Below are 13,182 nucleotides of genomic sequence, written 5' to 3' on the forward strand. Positions count from 1 at the left end.
CAATGGCGATAAAGCAAACGAATAATCCTAAAGTTGATCTTGTTTATCGGAAGAGAAAAAGTGCGGAGGAAATGAGGCATCAAGTTATTACGTTTGCATTAATGATTTTTTTAACATTAGTTGCATTTGTAGCAGTAGCGTATCCAAAAACTTTTAGTCCGATTTTCTCTGTACCGTTTATTTTACTATTAGCAGTGGTACAAGTAATTTTTCAATTGTATTATTTTATGCATATGAGTCATAAAGGACATGAAGCAGCAAGTTTCTTTCTTTACTCTGGTCTGCTAATAGGGTTAATTACAATTTTAGCTTTTATGACAATTGTGTGGATTTGAAAAGTGAAAAATAAGGGAGCTTGTGTTGTCACAGCTCCCTCTTCATATTATGAGATAACCTTACGAAGGCAGGTGTGAAAATGAGTAACTTGTGGATATTTGGTTTTCAGGCTTTATGGAGTCCAATCTTTTTATTATTTATGCTTTCGATTCTTATTGGGTACTTCTTAATTATTGGACCATATAGAATGCGATTTGAAAATGCGACGAAGGTAAGTAAGAAGCAAATTTTTTATTTTACGACTGGTATTGTTCTTTTATATTTTGTAAAGGGAGGGCCTATTGATTTAATTGGCCATATTATATTTAGTGCTCATATGTTTGAAATGGCAGTCATGTATATTGCAGTTCCACCGTTACTGTTGCTTGGTATACCAATTTGGTTATATCGTTACATTACTTCTTTTAAGTTCGTTCAAATTATATTAAAGGCATTTGCTAAACCACTTATTGCGTTGTTTGTATTTAACGGCCTGTTTTCTTTTTATCATTTACCAGTTGTTTTTGATACAGTAAAACAAAGTCAAATAGCTCATCCTATTTGTCTCGCTATATTGTTTTTTACAGCAATCATGATGTGGTGGCCGATGTTAAATCCATTACCAGAATATCAAACGTTAAGTGATATAAAGAAACTTGGTTATATGTTTGCTAACGGCATATTATTAACGCCTGCATGTGCGTTAATCATTTTTGCGACAGCCCCGTTATTTGCAACGTATACGGATCCGGCTGCTTGGATGAAAGCGATGGAACTATGTGTACCAGCGGGCACTTTATCAGATTTAAATATAACGGGACCAGAATTTTTGCACTGGATGCCAGTCGTACAAGATCAGCAAACTGGTGGTATCATAATGAAAATTGTCCAGGAAATAGTGTACGGTACAATTATAGGCTATGTATTCTTTAGATGGGCACGTAGAGAACGTGAAAAGGATAAGGAGCAGTTGCAACAATTGCCGCCGTATTTACAGATTAAGTAAAAAAGTGTATGGGATTCCATGCGCTTTTTCTTTTTTAGCTACCTTAAAAAGATTGAATTTTCTAACTTTTTATGTTAAGTTAGTGTAGGCGTGTACTAAAAGTGGAGATAAAATTTACTACTAGCTTTCATGCGTAATAATTCCATATGTAGTGCAAGTTTTTTAGAGAGTTACAAATATATATTGTTATCTTTAATAAACACGAACTATTTTAAGGGGGAGTTTAAATGGGTAGTAGTGGAAGTATGGTAAAGCCGATTAGTGGTTTTTTGACAGCACTAATTCAATATCCAGTACCAGTAGTAGAATCGCGTGCAGACATTGATAAACAAATTCAACAAATCATAAAAACAATTCATTCGACCAAATCAGGTTACCCTGGTTTAGAATTGATAGTATTTCCTGAATATAGTACACAAGGGCTCAATACAAAAAAATGGACTACAGAAGAATTTTTATGCACAGTGCCTGGGCCAGAAACAGACTTATTTGCTGAGGCATGTAAAGAATCTAAAGTATATGGTGTTTTTTCAATAATGGAGAAAAATCCTGATGGTGGAGAGCCATATAATACAGCAGTTATTATTGATCCACAAGGTGAAATGATTTTGAAGTATCGTAAGCTAAATCCTTGGGTGCCAGTCGAGCCTTGGAAAGCTGGAGATTTAGGCTTACCTGTTTGTGATGGACCTGGAGGAAGTAAATTAGCTGTTTGTATTTGTCATGATGGCATGTTCCCTGAAGTAGCTCGTGAAGCGGCCTATAAAGGTGCAAATGTCTTAATTCGTATTTCTGGATATAGTACACAAGTTAGTGAACAATGGATGCTAACGAATCGTTCAAATGCATGGCAAAATTTAATGTATACATTGTCGGTAAACTTAGCGGGTTATGATGGTGTATTTTATTACTTTGGTGAAGGACAAGTATGTAATTTTGATGGGACTACTTTAGTACAGGGTCATCGAAATCCTTGGGAGATTGTTACTGCTGAAGTATATCCAGAACTAGCAGATCAGGCTAGATTAGGATGGGGATTGGAAAATAATATATATAATTTAGGTTCAAGAGGATATGTAGCAACTCCTGGTGGGGTGAAAGAAAATCCATATACGTTTGTAAAAGATTTAGCTGAAGGTAAATATAAGGTCCCCTGGGAAGATGAGATTAAAGTAAAAGATGGATCTATTTATGGATATCCAGTAAAAAAAACGATTCATTCTTAGGGAAGGGAAATAAAACAAGCGCATCATATTGATGCGCTTGTTTTTGTTAATCAATAATTTGAAATTCTTTTAACTCTTTTTCGACATTTTGTAGGAGTTGTTCGCTTTTTTGAAGTACATTCGTTGGGAAAGTCTCATCATCACCATATTCAACGCCGTGAGGATAATAATGTTTTCCTAATAAGGGGGGGAGTAGTTTTACTTCAGCGTGTCTACTGCCAATGTCACCTTCAACAGCAACTCCTTGCACTCGTAAATAATAAACATCCTTTAATATTTCAAATTTATAATCGTATGTAACTCGTTCATAATCCCACTGTCCGGCAAGTACGAAGTGGTTGTTTTCCATGATTTCAGTTAAAAGAGTTAATTCAACGACGGCTCCATTAAATTTCGTATTTGTAAATTGCATATAATACCTCCTTTTTTAATGTTACACCATTATTTTTATAATAGTATGAATAATAAGAAAGTGCAATTCATATTGAGAGAAAAGGGATAATCCAGACTTTTTTCACAAAAATATGATATAGTGAAAAGAGTACGGTACACACAAAAAGAAAGAAAAGGATTTGTGTATATCTCAATTTTATGTTTTGTTCAGGAGGTATATCGTTTGAAGAAATTATTGCGTATCGTAATGATTACATTTTTAATTTTAGCTGTTGATTTATACGGGAAATTACTCGTTTCACAATATATATTAACCCCATCTCAATCAAAGCAAGAAAATAAAATTGTGAAAAAGAAAAAGCAAATTAAGGAAGACTCCTCAGACACTGTTTTAAATATGATTGGTGAAGACTCTGAAAACCTATTAGCGAAGTGGGGAGAACCCTCTCGAATAGAGCCATCTGCATACGGATATGAATGGTGGGTATACAACCAGGATTTAACTCAGTATGTTCAATTTGGAGTTTCTGAACGTAAAGTTGTAACGGCATACGCAGCTGGTGAACAAGTTAAGGTTCCACCTTATTATATAAATGAAAAATATGAAGAAGTATATAAAAAAAGTCCGCTTTCGCATGAAATTTCATTAAAAAGAGGGAAAAATAGTTATCAATTTGAGCTATCTGATACCGAAGTCATGGAACAACCGTTAATACCTGTAGAAGATGGATGGGCGCAATTGTATTTTGATCAATTTACACATGAGCTTGTTGGTGTTCGTTATATGGATGATGAAACTTTATTACGCCAAAGACCGTATCAGCTCGTTTATTCAGGTGAATTAATAGCAGAACAACCATTGACTCCAGAAAAAATAAAACAAGTAGAAAATGGGAATATGCAACAAATTTTTGATTTAACAAATATCATTCGAAGTCGTCATAAATTACCATTATTAACATGGGATCAGGAAACAGCAGATGTTGCTGTTGGTCACAGTAAAGATATGAAAGACAATAATTATTTTTCTCATGACTCACCTACATTAGGTACACTAGGAGATCGTTTGCAGCGCGGGAAAGTAGGATTTCAACTTGCTGGTGAGAACATAGCGGCGCAACATAGTGATGGAATTGCGGCAGTGCAAGGTTGGTTAAATAGTGAGGGGCATAGAAAGAATTTATTAAATGAACAATTTACAGGATTAGGTGTTGGTGTATACGATAAATTTTATACACAAAACTTTATTCGAAAATAAAGCGAAACTGTAAGCGGTGGGGTGTTACATCACCTAATTAGTTACTTCGTATTCACTGAATTGTAGGTGGGAATCTGACCGTATGCAAATAGCAGAAAAAAAGGTGCATGAATCGTCTAAAAATAGGCGAACCATGCGCCTTTTTTTTCTTACTATATAGTAGATATACATGGAGAGGTGAGGATTATGCCAACAACAAAAGGACCGTTACATCCATCGGTTCAACAGTTTAAAGAATTTGTAAACCATCACCCTAAAATGGTTCATGAGGTTAGAAGTGGTCACAAAACATGGCAACAATTTTATGAAGAATGGTACTTACTTGGTGAAGAAGATCCAATATGGGCAACTTATAGACCGGATGGAGCGCCTGCGTTTTCTTCGGTAAAAGAAAATAAAAAAGAAAAAGATAATCGAACTGAAGAGGAAAAAACTGCTGATGTGATGGGGCAAATGCTTTCTTTTTTTAAAAAGTTGGACGTGGAACAAATGCAGAACCATTTAGCCAATGTGACGAGTGCAATTGGGAGCGTGCAACAAGTTATTCAGCAATTTCAAGGTAACCGTACGCAGCAAGAGCAAAGTACTTCAGAAAATAACCCGTTTTTCTTTCAAAAGGATTAGGGGGAAAGATGATGAGAGCAGAAATTATGGAGTTTATAAAGGCTGATGAGGATTTATCTCGTTATATTAGAGAGCAACCGTACTGGTATAGAAAATTAACACGAAATCCTGAAGAAAAAGAGGCTTTTGAGTTAGCGGCGATGCAACATTTCAAAAAAACGATACCAGATAAAGTGGAAAAGTTTCAAAATCAATTGGCCGTTGCTTCGATCATGATTGATATGTTTCAGTATATGAAGCAACAAAACGCAACCTAATTGGAAGTGAAAAATATGTCCGTCATGCAGAACTTTTGTTACAATAGAAGTTGATTATTTAAAAAGGAGTTGCAGCATGACGGAAATTTGTTTAGTACGACATGGACAAACTGATTGGAATTTTCAAGAAATTATTCAGGGGCGAGAAGATATTCCGCTTAATGAAGTTGGTAAGAAGCAAGCGAGTCAAAGTGCAGCTGCTTTACAAGAAGAAACGTGGGATATCATTATAAGTAGCCCGTTAATTAGAGCGCAAGAAACGGCTAATGAAATCGCAACGGCAGTTGGATTACAATCGATTTTATTAGATGAGCGATTTGTTGAACGGAATTTTGGAGAAGCTTCAGGGAAGCCGGTTGCGGCTGTTAGAGAGTTGATTGCTGAGGGTAAAGTAGAAGGTATGGAGCGAGATGAAGAGATTGTAGCTCGTTGCTTTGCTGCTTTAGAAGATGTTGCGACAACTCATTTTGGCAAACGTATTATTATTGTTGCTCACTCACACGCGATAAAAGCGATTTTACATGCCATTGAACCAGATGAAATTACATTTAAGACACCATTAAAAAATGCGTGTATTAGTTATGTGAAACAAAATAGTGGAAAATGGGATGTTCTTAAATATAATATAGCGGAACATATTAATGTATAAGTGTGTACGGATATAGTGTAAAAATAGTTACGTTATATCTTTCTTTTGAGTAAGTCACTTCAATTAGTAGTTCTAATCTAAATGTGGTATGATGGATACTCGGAGGTGTCTCTCATGATTGTAGCGACGCTAGAAAGCGTATTAATATTAGATAAGGCAGAGCAGCTTGCAAAAGCGATTATCTGTTCAGATATAGCAGAAGATTATCGTAAGTATTATAGAGAATTACATGAAGATATGGAACTTCAGACGCTAATTCAGCAATTTACAGCGATGAAAGAACGGTATGAGGAAGTACAGCGTTTTGGAAAATACCATCCTGACTATACTACCGTGTCGATGAAAATGAGAGAATTAAAGCGTTCTGTGGACTTACATGATAAGGTTGCAGCTTTTAAAAGAGCAGAAACTGCTTTGCAGAAGTTATTAGATGAAGTTAGTGTAGCAATCGGTTCGGAAGTGTCTTCTTCCATTAAAGTGCCAACAGGAAATCCATTCTTTGATGCTGGTGGCTGTGGTGGAGGTTGTGGTACTGGCGGAGGTTGTGGTTGTAAAAAAACGGGGTGATGTACCCCGTTTTTTAGAAGTTGGAAGAAAACGTATACAGAGTTTGTCCTGTAATGTTATAAATTTCTGATTGGTTTTCATAGAATATAAAATATATGTTTTTAAAAGGAGAAGATGGAGAAGATTATGTTCGGGCAACGACAAAGTATGATTGTTTATTTACATTCATTGAAACATGCCAAGATTTTAAGGAAATATGGTAACATACATTACATATCAAAACGATTAAAATATGCTGTAGTATATTGTGATATGGAACAAATTGAGCATATGATGCATAAGTTGAACAAACTTCCTTTTGTGAAAAAGATAGAACAGTCGTATCGCCCGTATTTAAAAACGGAATTTGAAAATTCCCGTCCTGATCGAGCAAAAGAATACGATTATAGCTAATAGAAAAAATCCCCTGCTAAATTTAGCGGGGGATTTTTCACTTGAAATAACGTGTTATTTCATCGGAGGAATGAAATTGTTCATTCGTAAAATACCAATTAAATGATTAAAAAATAGTTCTTTTTCTGGGAAAGTTGTAGATGGTTTTACAGTAAAGGTAGCCACTTTTTTCCCGAGTTGTTCTGCCGTTTCTTCAAATAAAATGACACGTTTACTTTTTTTATTTTCAAATACAGGAATGCCTTCACGACATATGTATAATGGTTGGAAATCACCAGTAGTAGTTGGTTTTAATATTACAACAAGCGAACACACTTTTTTATCGTTTTTTATCGTTTCAAATTGTAACATATGTGCTATACGTTCTTGATTTGTTTTGGCAATTTCAAGTAATTCATATAAATCAGAGTAGCCTTCTCCAAGTTCTATAAAGCGTTGAATCATATCTTTTCCTCCTCTTTCTTTTACTGTACCATTTCACTTTTTAAATGAAAAGCACACAAAGAAAAAAAACCCTGCATAGCAGGGCCCTTCTTATACTAGCATGTACTAGTAAGAAGGCAAAGGGAGAGGAGAAACCGGAGGAAGAACTTATGGGGAAACGTAAGTCTTCTCCGCGGTTGGCAACAACATCGAAGGTGATGTTGTTATAATTATTTATGTCCAATCTAAATGAAGATATACATAATGAAATTAAATTTTATGTTGGGCTTTTTATTTTTCTTTTTTTTATTTTGTGATAGGATAAAAAAGATAAAGTGGAACTAATATACATATTGGGTTCATATTAGTGAATGATGAGATGAATACATAAAAATAACGAGAGGTTATTTGAGGCCGAGTTTTTCTATAGTTAGGTGAATGTGGTTTGTTAACGGTTACCGAAGTGGGAATGGCTTTCTATAATCGCTCGATAGATTGAAATAAAGGTAGTGACAACAGATGAGAGTAGTTTCAGGAAAATGTAAAGGACACCCACTTAAAGCGGTTCCTGGTAATACAACACGTCCAACGACAGATAAAGTAAAAGAATCTATTTTTAATATGATAGGTCCTTATTTTGATGGTGGTATCGCCCTTGATTTATTTGGTGGTAGTGGTGGTCTTGGAATTGAGGCTTTGAGCAGAGGGATCGATAAAGCAATTTTTGTTGATCGGGATAGTAAAGCGATAAAAGTAATTCATCAAAATTTAGAAAGTTGTAGGGTACAGGAACAAGCTGAAGTATATCGAAATGATGCTGAACGTGCAGTAAAGGCGTTAATAAAACGTGAAATGTCATTCGATCTTATATTAATAGATCCTCCATATAAAGAGCAAAAAATTGTATCTTTAATTAGTGTAATGGATCAACATGGATTGCTACATAGTGATGGATTAATTATGGCAGAGCATGGTAATGATGTAGTTTTACCTAATTCAATAGGAAGGCTTGTAAAAGTACGAGCTGAGAATTATGGGATTACTGCAATATCGATTTATAAGTATGAAGGTGAGGGGACAGAATGACAAGTATAGCGATTTCTTCAGGAAGTTTTGATCCAATTACCCTTGGGCATCTGGATATTATTAAAAGGGGAGCAAAAGTATTTGATGAGGTGTACGTAGTCGTTTTAAACAATTCATCAAAAAAACCATTCTTTTCAGTTGAAGAGCGATTAGAACTAATTCGAGAAGCGACAAAGGATATCCCGAATGTAAAGGTAGATTCGCATAGTGGGCTATTAGTAGAGTATGCAAAAATGCGTAATGCAAATGCAATATTACGTGGTTTACGAGCAGTTTCTGATTTTGAATATGAGATGCAAATTACTTCTATGAATCGAAAATTAGATGAAAATATTGAAACATTTTTTATTATGACAAACAACCAATATTCATTTTTAAGCTCGAGTATTGTAAAAGAAGTTGCGAGGTATGGAGGAAGTGTAGTGGATCTTGTACCTCCTATTGTAGAGCGTGCTTTAAAAGAAAAGTTTCAAACCCCGTTAAAGTGAACGGGGTTTTTCTTTATACGTGCGCAAAAATAATAAAATAACATATAAGTATAGACAAAATAATGTAAAAATTGGTCCATAATGTATAAAAGATGTCCAAATTTCATGTAGTATAGAAGGATGCTCGGATAAAAATACAGGAATATCTTTTGGCATAGGTGAGAAAGAACTCACTTTCTCATAAAATGGTGTCCAAAATACAAATGTAAAAATAGGGGCAAGAATACTTTGAATAATTCGTGCGAAAAAATAGGGTTTAAATCGGATATCTGTTTCAGCTAATATACTAGCAACTTGTGCCTGAATAGAAAGGCCGCTAAATGCTAAAATGAAGCTTGTTACCATAGCTTGTTGTAAGAGCGGTGTTTCATTTATTTGACTAATCATTTGGCTTCCGAGTGTCATTTCGAAAATACCTGATAATATAGGTATACTAAAATCTGTACTTAGTTGGAAGAATGATAAAATATGTTGCATAATAAAAGAAAGAGCTGCTGTAATGTGGAATACAGTAATCATTTTATTTAACACAGAGAATAAAATAATAAATCCGCCAATCATAAGTAATGTTTGAATAGAAGAAACAATGGCATCCCCAAGTAATTTACCAATTGGTCTTTTTTCTTGTAAGCGTGTCTCGTGAAGAATTAAAAAAGGGTTTTGAAAGCGACGTTTTTTTGTAGTGTGTGTATTATTTTTGTAAGCGGTATTATCGCCGTAAAAACGCATAATTAATCCGACAGCAAAGTTACTGAAATAATGGGCAGCGGCTAATATAATTCCTAATTTCGGATTATTAAAAAAGCCGATAGACACAGCACCGAAAATAAAAAGTGGATTGGAAGAATTTGTGAAAGAAACGAGGCGCTCCGCTTCAATCTGAGTTAAAAGATTGCTTTTTCGTAGTCTAGCGCTTAATTTGGCGCCTGCAGGGAAACCAGAAGCCATTCCCATCGCCCAAACAAATCCGCCTATCCCTGGAACGCGAAAAAGTGGGCGCATGAGTGGTTCTAATATAACGCCAATAAATTTTACAACACCGATACTAATTAGAAGTTCCGCAATGATGAAAAACGGTAGTAGTGAAGGGAATACAACTTCCCACCATATATTTAACCCGCGAATAGAAGCTTGCAAAGCGGCTTGGGGGTGGAGTACAAGAGAAAAGGTTAAAAATAGCGTTGATATGGTAAGGAAAGCGGTTTTCCATTTTTCATACATGTAAGTAAATCCCCCTTTGTCCCAAAAAACGTTCATTTCAGTATACGTGGATACGTAGTGAATTTAGACCATAAGTATGAAAAAGGAATGAAAAAAATTAAAGGGTGAGAAAAATGAAAGAACCAAAGATTGGTTTAGCGCTTGGGTCTGGAGGAGCGAAAGGGTTTGCTCATATTGGTGTAATAAAGGTTTTAAGGGAAGCGGGTATCCCTATTCACATGATTGCAGGAAGTAGTATGGGGGCGCTAATAGGTACGTTTTATGCGGCAAGTAGTAACGTTGAAAGATTGTATAAATTGGCATCTGTTTTTAAGCGGAAGTATTATTTAGATTTCACGGTACCGAAAATGGGATTTATTGCTGGAAAACGTGTCAAAGATATGATTAAAATGTTTACATATAATAAAAATTTAGAAGAGTTAGATATCCCGACGGCTGTTGTGGCTACTGACATATTGAAGGGGGAAAAAGTGGTTTTTACAAGTGGGCCAGTTGCAGATGCGGTGAGGGCTAGCATATCTGTTCCTGGAGTGTTTGTACCAGAAAAAATAGATGGAAGATTATTAGTGGATGGTGGAGTCATTGATCGCATCCCAGTATCGGTTGTGAAAGAGTTAGGGGCCGATATTGTTATCGCTGTTGATGTATCTCCAATTAAGGTGAATGGCGATGTTACGTCCATTTATGACGTAATCATACAAAGTATTGAAATTATGCAGCATGAGCTTGTAATGAATCGGCAAATTGCATCGGATTTAATGATGCGACCAGCTGTAGAGCAATTTAGTTCACGTGCTTTTACAAACATTGAAGACATTATTCGAGTTGGAGAAGTAGAAGCAGAAAAACATGTTTCAAATATTTATTTATTAATTGAGCAGTGGAAGGAGAAACATAATGTTTAAGCGTTTTCGGTTTATATATGCAATCTTAATAGGGGTTATATTGGCGATGTTACTTGTTTACGTACGTTTACCGTATTATATAACAAAACCAGGAATGGCTGCCAAATTAGAGCCTTATGTTCAAGTTGAGGGTGGAACGAAAGAATCTGGTGATTTTATGCTTGTTACGGTTTCAATGGGACCAGCAAATGTGGTGAATTTAATAGCGGCACAGTTTAATAAATATACACATATTTCGAAAGCGGAAGAAATATTGCAAAAAGGTGAGAGTGATGAAGAATATCAATTTCGCCAAAATTATGCGATGAAAGATTCGCAAAATGCAGCAATTTATAATGCATATAAACGTGCAAATCGCTCAGTATCTTTTGAAAATAAAGGTGTATTAGTTGCTGGTGTGGCAAAAGGAATGCCGTCAGAAGGAAAGCTTAAGCTTGGTGATGTTATTATAGCTGTTGACGGAAAAACATTTGAAAAGACGGAGCAATTTATTGAATATATGACAGGGAAAAAAGAAAACGATGCTGTAAGTATTGAGTACATGAGAAATGGAAAACAATTGAAAGAGAATTTAAATGTAAAGACGATTCCTAATGGGAATGGGCGTGTCGGCATAGGTGTTTCTATCGTTACGGAAAGAGAATTAGTGGTCGATCCGAAAGTGAAAATTAATTCTCATGAAATTGGTGGACCATCCGCAGGTTTAATGTTCACATTAGAAATATATAATCAACTTGTGGAAGAAGACTTAACGAAAGGACATGAAATAGCTGGAACAGGTACAATTAATGAAAAAGGAGAAGTGGGCCCAATTGGTGGTATAAATCAAAAAGTGGTGGCTGCTAGCGATGCCGGGGCTGAAGTGTTCTTTGCGCCAAATGAAAAAGGTGCGGAGAAATCGAACTATAAAGATGCACTTGAGACTGCAAAGGATATTAAAACAAAAATGAAAATTGTACCAGTAGATACGCTGGATGATGCGTTAACATATTTAGAAAAGATGGATAAGGAAAAAACCTCTCTGAAATAGAGAGGTTTTTTTATAGGAATTTTGTAGTTGTTTCATCATAGCGAACAGGATGGTGTGTTATATCCTGTTTTAATAGTTGTGTGCGTAACGGTTCGTGCATGATGGAGAAATATACAGAGTTTGCTTTTTTCTCTATATCTAAAGCGGCATGGTCGAATGTTTTTGTATGAGTAAGGATTGGAAGTTCGATTTTTTTCTTGTTTTTTGAAAGGTAAGTTTGTCCTTTTTGTGACATACCTAGCAGGCGAATATATGGTGCGTGTTGTTCTATATTTGCGCTACGTATTTCCTCTTTTGTTGTGTTTGTTAAAATGTGTGTACAAGCTCTTTGTAATCTAGTCCATGTATAACGTTTTGTTTTTAATGCTTCCATGAATGAATAGAAGGAGGAACTGTTTTGTATTTTTGATAAAATACGATGCTCTAAACCTTCTTCTATTTCATATATATGTCGTAAGTCCCCTGGAGACATCGTCATGAGTCTATATTTAAAAAATGAAAAGTATTGTTCCCAATTATGTAATATCCCGTAATTTTGTTTGTAATTTGCTAAAAGCGAAGTGGTTGCCTGTGGGAGAAAAGGTTCAATTGTTGTAAATGATCCTTCTTCGCTAAAGAGTTGTTTTCGGATGCTTGTCGCGCTTGCAATATGTTGGTCATTAAATGTTTCATCATGATAATGAGAGGCAAATCTTTTTATAGTTTGAGCTTGTATAGAGCTATTTTGTGACAGAATTGCTTTCATATATTGGAAGCCTAAAATATTATTTGGTTGTGACATATCTATGTTTTTTTCAGATGTTAAAATGTGTGAGAAAGCATCCGATGTTGCTTTTGCATAACTATTACCAGCGTCCATGAATTGTTTTACAAGGTAGTTAAAAGTCTCTTCTTCGTTTTTTTGTACGGAGATGGTATTATAAAAATTTTCGATTTGTCCATCCTCACTACCGAAACAAATTTCAGAAACACGTAGGGCATTTAAAATGGAAATAGCACCATTTGCGAAGGTTTCAGCCTTTTGTGTTGCAAAGACGTATGGAAGCTCTACAACAAGGTCTACGCCGTTTGCTAAGGCCATTTTAGTGCGATACCATTTGGAAATGAGTGCGGGCTCACCACGCTGTAAAAAAGGACCACTCATAACGGCAATTATTATATCGGATTGTGTTAACTTTTTTGTCTGTTGCACATGATAAAGATGACCGTTATGAAAAGGGTTATATTCAACAACTATACCACCAGCTTTTATGGTAATCTCTCCTTTCGATGTAGCATCTTTTTGAAAAACGTGATACTCTATATATTATTTACTATGATGACTTCATTATAGTGTAAAGA

Annotated in this window: 17 protein-coding genes; 13 read left to right on the forward strand and 4 right to left on the reverse strand. The window is 35.3% G+C overall.

Going from position 1 to position 13,182, the window contains the following annotated elements; genetic code table 11:
• The first annotated feature begins 2 nt into the window (after nucleotides 1–2).
• The 3 genes from ctaF to QCI79_RS31400 all read left to right on the forward strand — a co-directional run bounded on the left by ctaF (nucleotide 3) and on the right by QCI79_RS31400 (nucleotide 2,547).
• Nucleotides 3–335 carry a cytochrome c oxidase subunit IVB gene (gene ctaF / locus QCI79_RS31390; protein WP_000985706.1) on the forward strand — a complete coding sequence of 111 codons (333 nt, stop codon included), beginning with the start codon at nucleotides 3–5 and terminating at the stop codon, nucleotides 333–335.
• A gap of 80 nt (nucleotides 336–415) precedes the next feature.
• Complete coding sequence (gene ctaG / locus QCI79_RS31395) at nucleotides 416–1,321, forward strand: cytochrome c oxidase assembly factor CtaG (protein WP_000069022.1); 906 nt, start codon at nucleotides 416–418, stop codon at nucleotides 1,319–1,321.
• Between the two features lie 227 nt (nucleotides 1,322–1,548).
• The gene (locus QCI79_RS31400) at nucleotides 1,549–2,547 is read left to right on the forward strand and encodes a formamidase (RefSeq protein ID WP_000535802.1); all 999 of its coding nucleotides are present in this window, start codon (nucleotides 1,549–1,551) and stop codon (nucleotides 2,545–2,547) included.
• 46 nt (nucleotides 2,548–2,593) lie between these two features.
• Here QCI79_RS31400 and QCI79_RS31405 read toward each other — a convergent pair whose 3' ends face one another.
• Nucleotides 2,594–2,959: a YugN family protein gene (locus QCI79_RS31405; RefSeq protein ID WP_001160947.1), complete on the reverse strand. Its 366-nt coding sequence runs from the start codon at nucleotides 2,957–2,959 to the stop codon at nucleotides 2,594–2,596.
• A gap of 204 nt (nucleotides 2,960–3,163) precedes the next feature.
• On the opposite strand from QCI79_RS31405, the gene QCI79_RS31410 reads away from it, so the two are divergent.
• From QCI79_RS31410 to QCI79_RS31435, 6 genes are all read left to right on the forward strand, one after another.
• Complete coding sequence (locus tag QCI79_RS31410) at nucleotides 3,164–4,198, forward strand: CAP domain-containing protein (RefSeq protein ID WP_000735378.1); 1,035 nt, start codon at nucleotides 3,164–3,166, stop codon at nucleotides 4,196–4,198.
• 186 nt (nucleotides 4,199–4,384) lie between these two features.
• On the forward strand, nucleotides 4,385–4,822 hold the full coding sequence (locus tag QCI79_RS31415; RefSeq protein ID WP_001143346.1) for a YlbD family protein: 438 nt from the start codon (nucleotides 4,385–4,387) through the stop codon (nucleotides 4,820–4,822).
• A gap of 11 nt (nucleotides 4,823–4,833) precedes the next feature.
• Nucleotides 4,834–5,079: a YlbE-like family protein gene (locus QCI79_RS31420; protein WP_001200990.1), complete on the forward strand. Its 246-nt coding sequence runs from the start codon at nucleotides 4,834–4,836 to the stop codon at nucleotides 5,077–5,079.
• A 76-nt stretch (nucleotides 5,080–5,155) separates the two neighbouring features.
• Entirely contained in the window at nucleotides 5,156–5,728 is a 573-nt protein-coding gene (locus QCI79_RS31425) for a histidine phosphatase family protein (protein WP_000134947.1), read from the forward strand.
• A gap of 114 nt (nucleotides 5,729–5,842) precedes the next feature.
• The gene (locus QCI79_RS31430) at nucleotides 5,843–6,295 is read left to right on the forward strand and encodes a YlbF/YmcA family competence regulator (RefSeq protein ID WP_000634366.1); all 453 of its coding nucleotides are present in this window, start codon (nucleotides 5,843–5,845) and stop codon (nucleotides 6,293–6,295) included.
• 126 nt (nucleotides 6,296–6,421) lie between these two features.
• Complete coding sequence (locus QCI79_RS31435) at nucleotides 6,422–6,688, forward strand: YlbG family protein (protein WP_002082261.1); 267 nt, start codon at nucleotides 6,422–6,424, stop codon at nucleotides 6,686–6,688.
• Between the two features lie 54 nt (nucleotides 6,689–6,742).
• Here QCI79_RS31435 and QCI79_RS31440 read toward each other — a convergent pair whose 3' ends face one another.
• On the reverse strand, nucleotides 6,743–7,132 hold the full coding sequence (locus QCI79_RS31440; protein WP_000616017.1) for a DUF7147 family protein: 390 nt from the start codon (nucleotides 7,130–7,132) through the stop codon (nucleotides 6,743–6,745).
• Between the two features lie 498 nt (nucleotides 7,133–7,630).
• Here QCI79_RS31440 and rsmD point away from each other — a divergent pair, with 498 nt between their 5' ends.
• Complete coding sequence (rsmD, locus tag QCI79_RS31445; protein ID WP_001266979.1) at nucleotides 7,631–8,197, forward strand: 16S rRNA (guanine(966)-N(2))-methyltransferase RsmD; 567 nt, start codon at nucleotides 7,631–7,633, stop codon at nucleotides 8,195–8,197.
• Nucleotides 8,194–8,685, forward strand: a complete 492-nt coding sequence (gene coaD, locus QCI79_RS31450) for a pantetheine-phosphate adenylyltransferase (RefSeq protein WP_000200601.1) — start codon at nucleotides 8,194–8,196, stop codon at nucleotides 8,683–8,685. Before rsmD ends, coaD begins: the two co-directional genes overlap by 4 nt.
• Here coaD and ylbJ read toward each other — a convergent pair.
• Nucleotides 8,677–9,906: a sporulation integral membrane protein YlbJ gene (gene ylbJ / locus QCI79_RS31455; RefSeq protein ID WP_000273083.1), complete on the reverse strand. Its 1,230-nt coding sequence runs from the start codon at nucleotides 9,904–9,906 to the stop codon at nucleotides 8,677–8,679. The two genes, coaD and ylbJ, sit on opposite strands and share 9 nt — an antisense overlap.
• Nucleotides 9,907–10,019: 113 nt before the next feature.
• Between ylbJ and QCI79_RS31460 the strand changes: the two genes are divergently transcribed.
• On the forward strand, nucleotides 10,020–10,811 hold the full coding sequence (locus tag QCI79_RS31460; RefSeq protein ID WP_000662587.1) for a patatin-like phospholipase family protein: 792 nt from the start codon (nucleotides 10,020–10,022) through the stop codon (nucleotides 10,809–10,811).
• Nucleotides 10,804–11,841 carry a SepM family pheromone-processing serine protease gene (locus QCI79_RS31465; RefSeq protein WP_000476280.1) on the forward strand — a complete coding sequence of 346 codons (1,038 nt, stop codon included), beginning with the start codon at nucleotides 10,804–10,806 and terminating at the stop codon, nucleotides 11,839–11,841. The genes QCI79_RS31460 and QCI79_RS31465 overlap by 8 nt, the downstream gene beginning before the upstream one ends.
• Before the next feature lie 10 nt (nucleotides 11,842–11,851).
• On the opposite strand, the gene QCI79_RS31470 is transcribed toward QCI79_RS31465, so the two are convergent.
• A complete protein-coding gene (locus QCI79_RS31470; RefSeq protein ID WP_002101277.1) occupies nucleotides 11,852–13,033 on the reverse strand; it encodes a nucleotidyltransferase in 1,182 nt (393 codons plus the stop codon).
• Nucleotides 13,034–13,182 lie beyond the last annotated feature (149 nt).

The sequence above is a fragment of the Bacillus cereus group sp. MG1 genome, assembly GCF_040460035.1.
GTDB classification, from domain to species: domain Bacteria; phylum Bacillota; class Bacilli; order Bacillales; family Bacillaceae_G; genus Bacillus_A; species Bacillus_A cereus.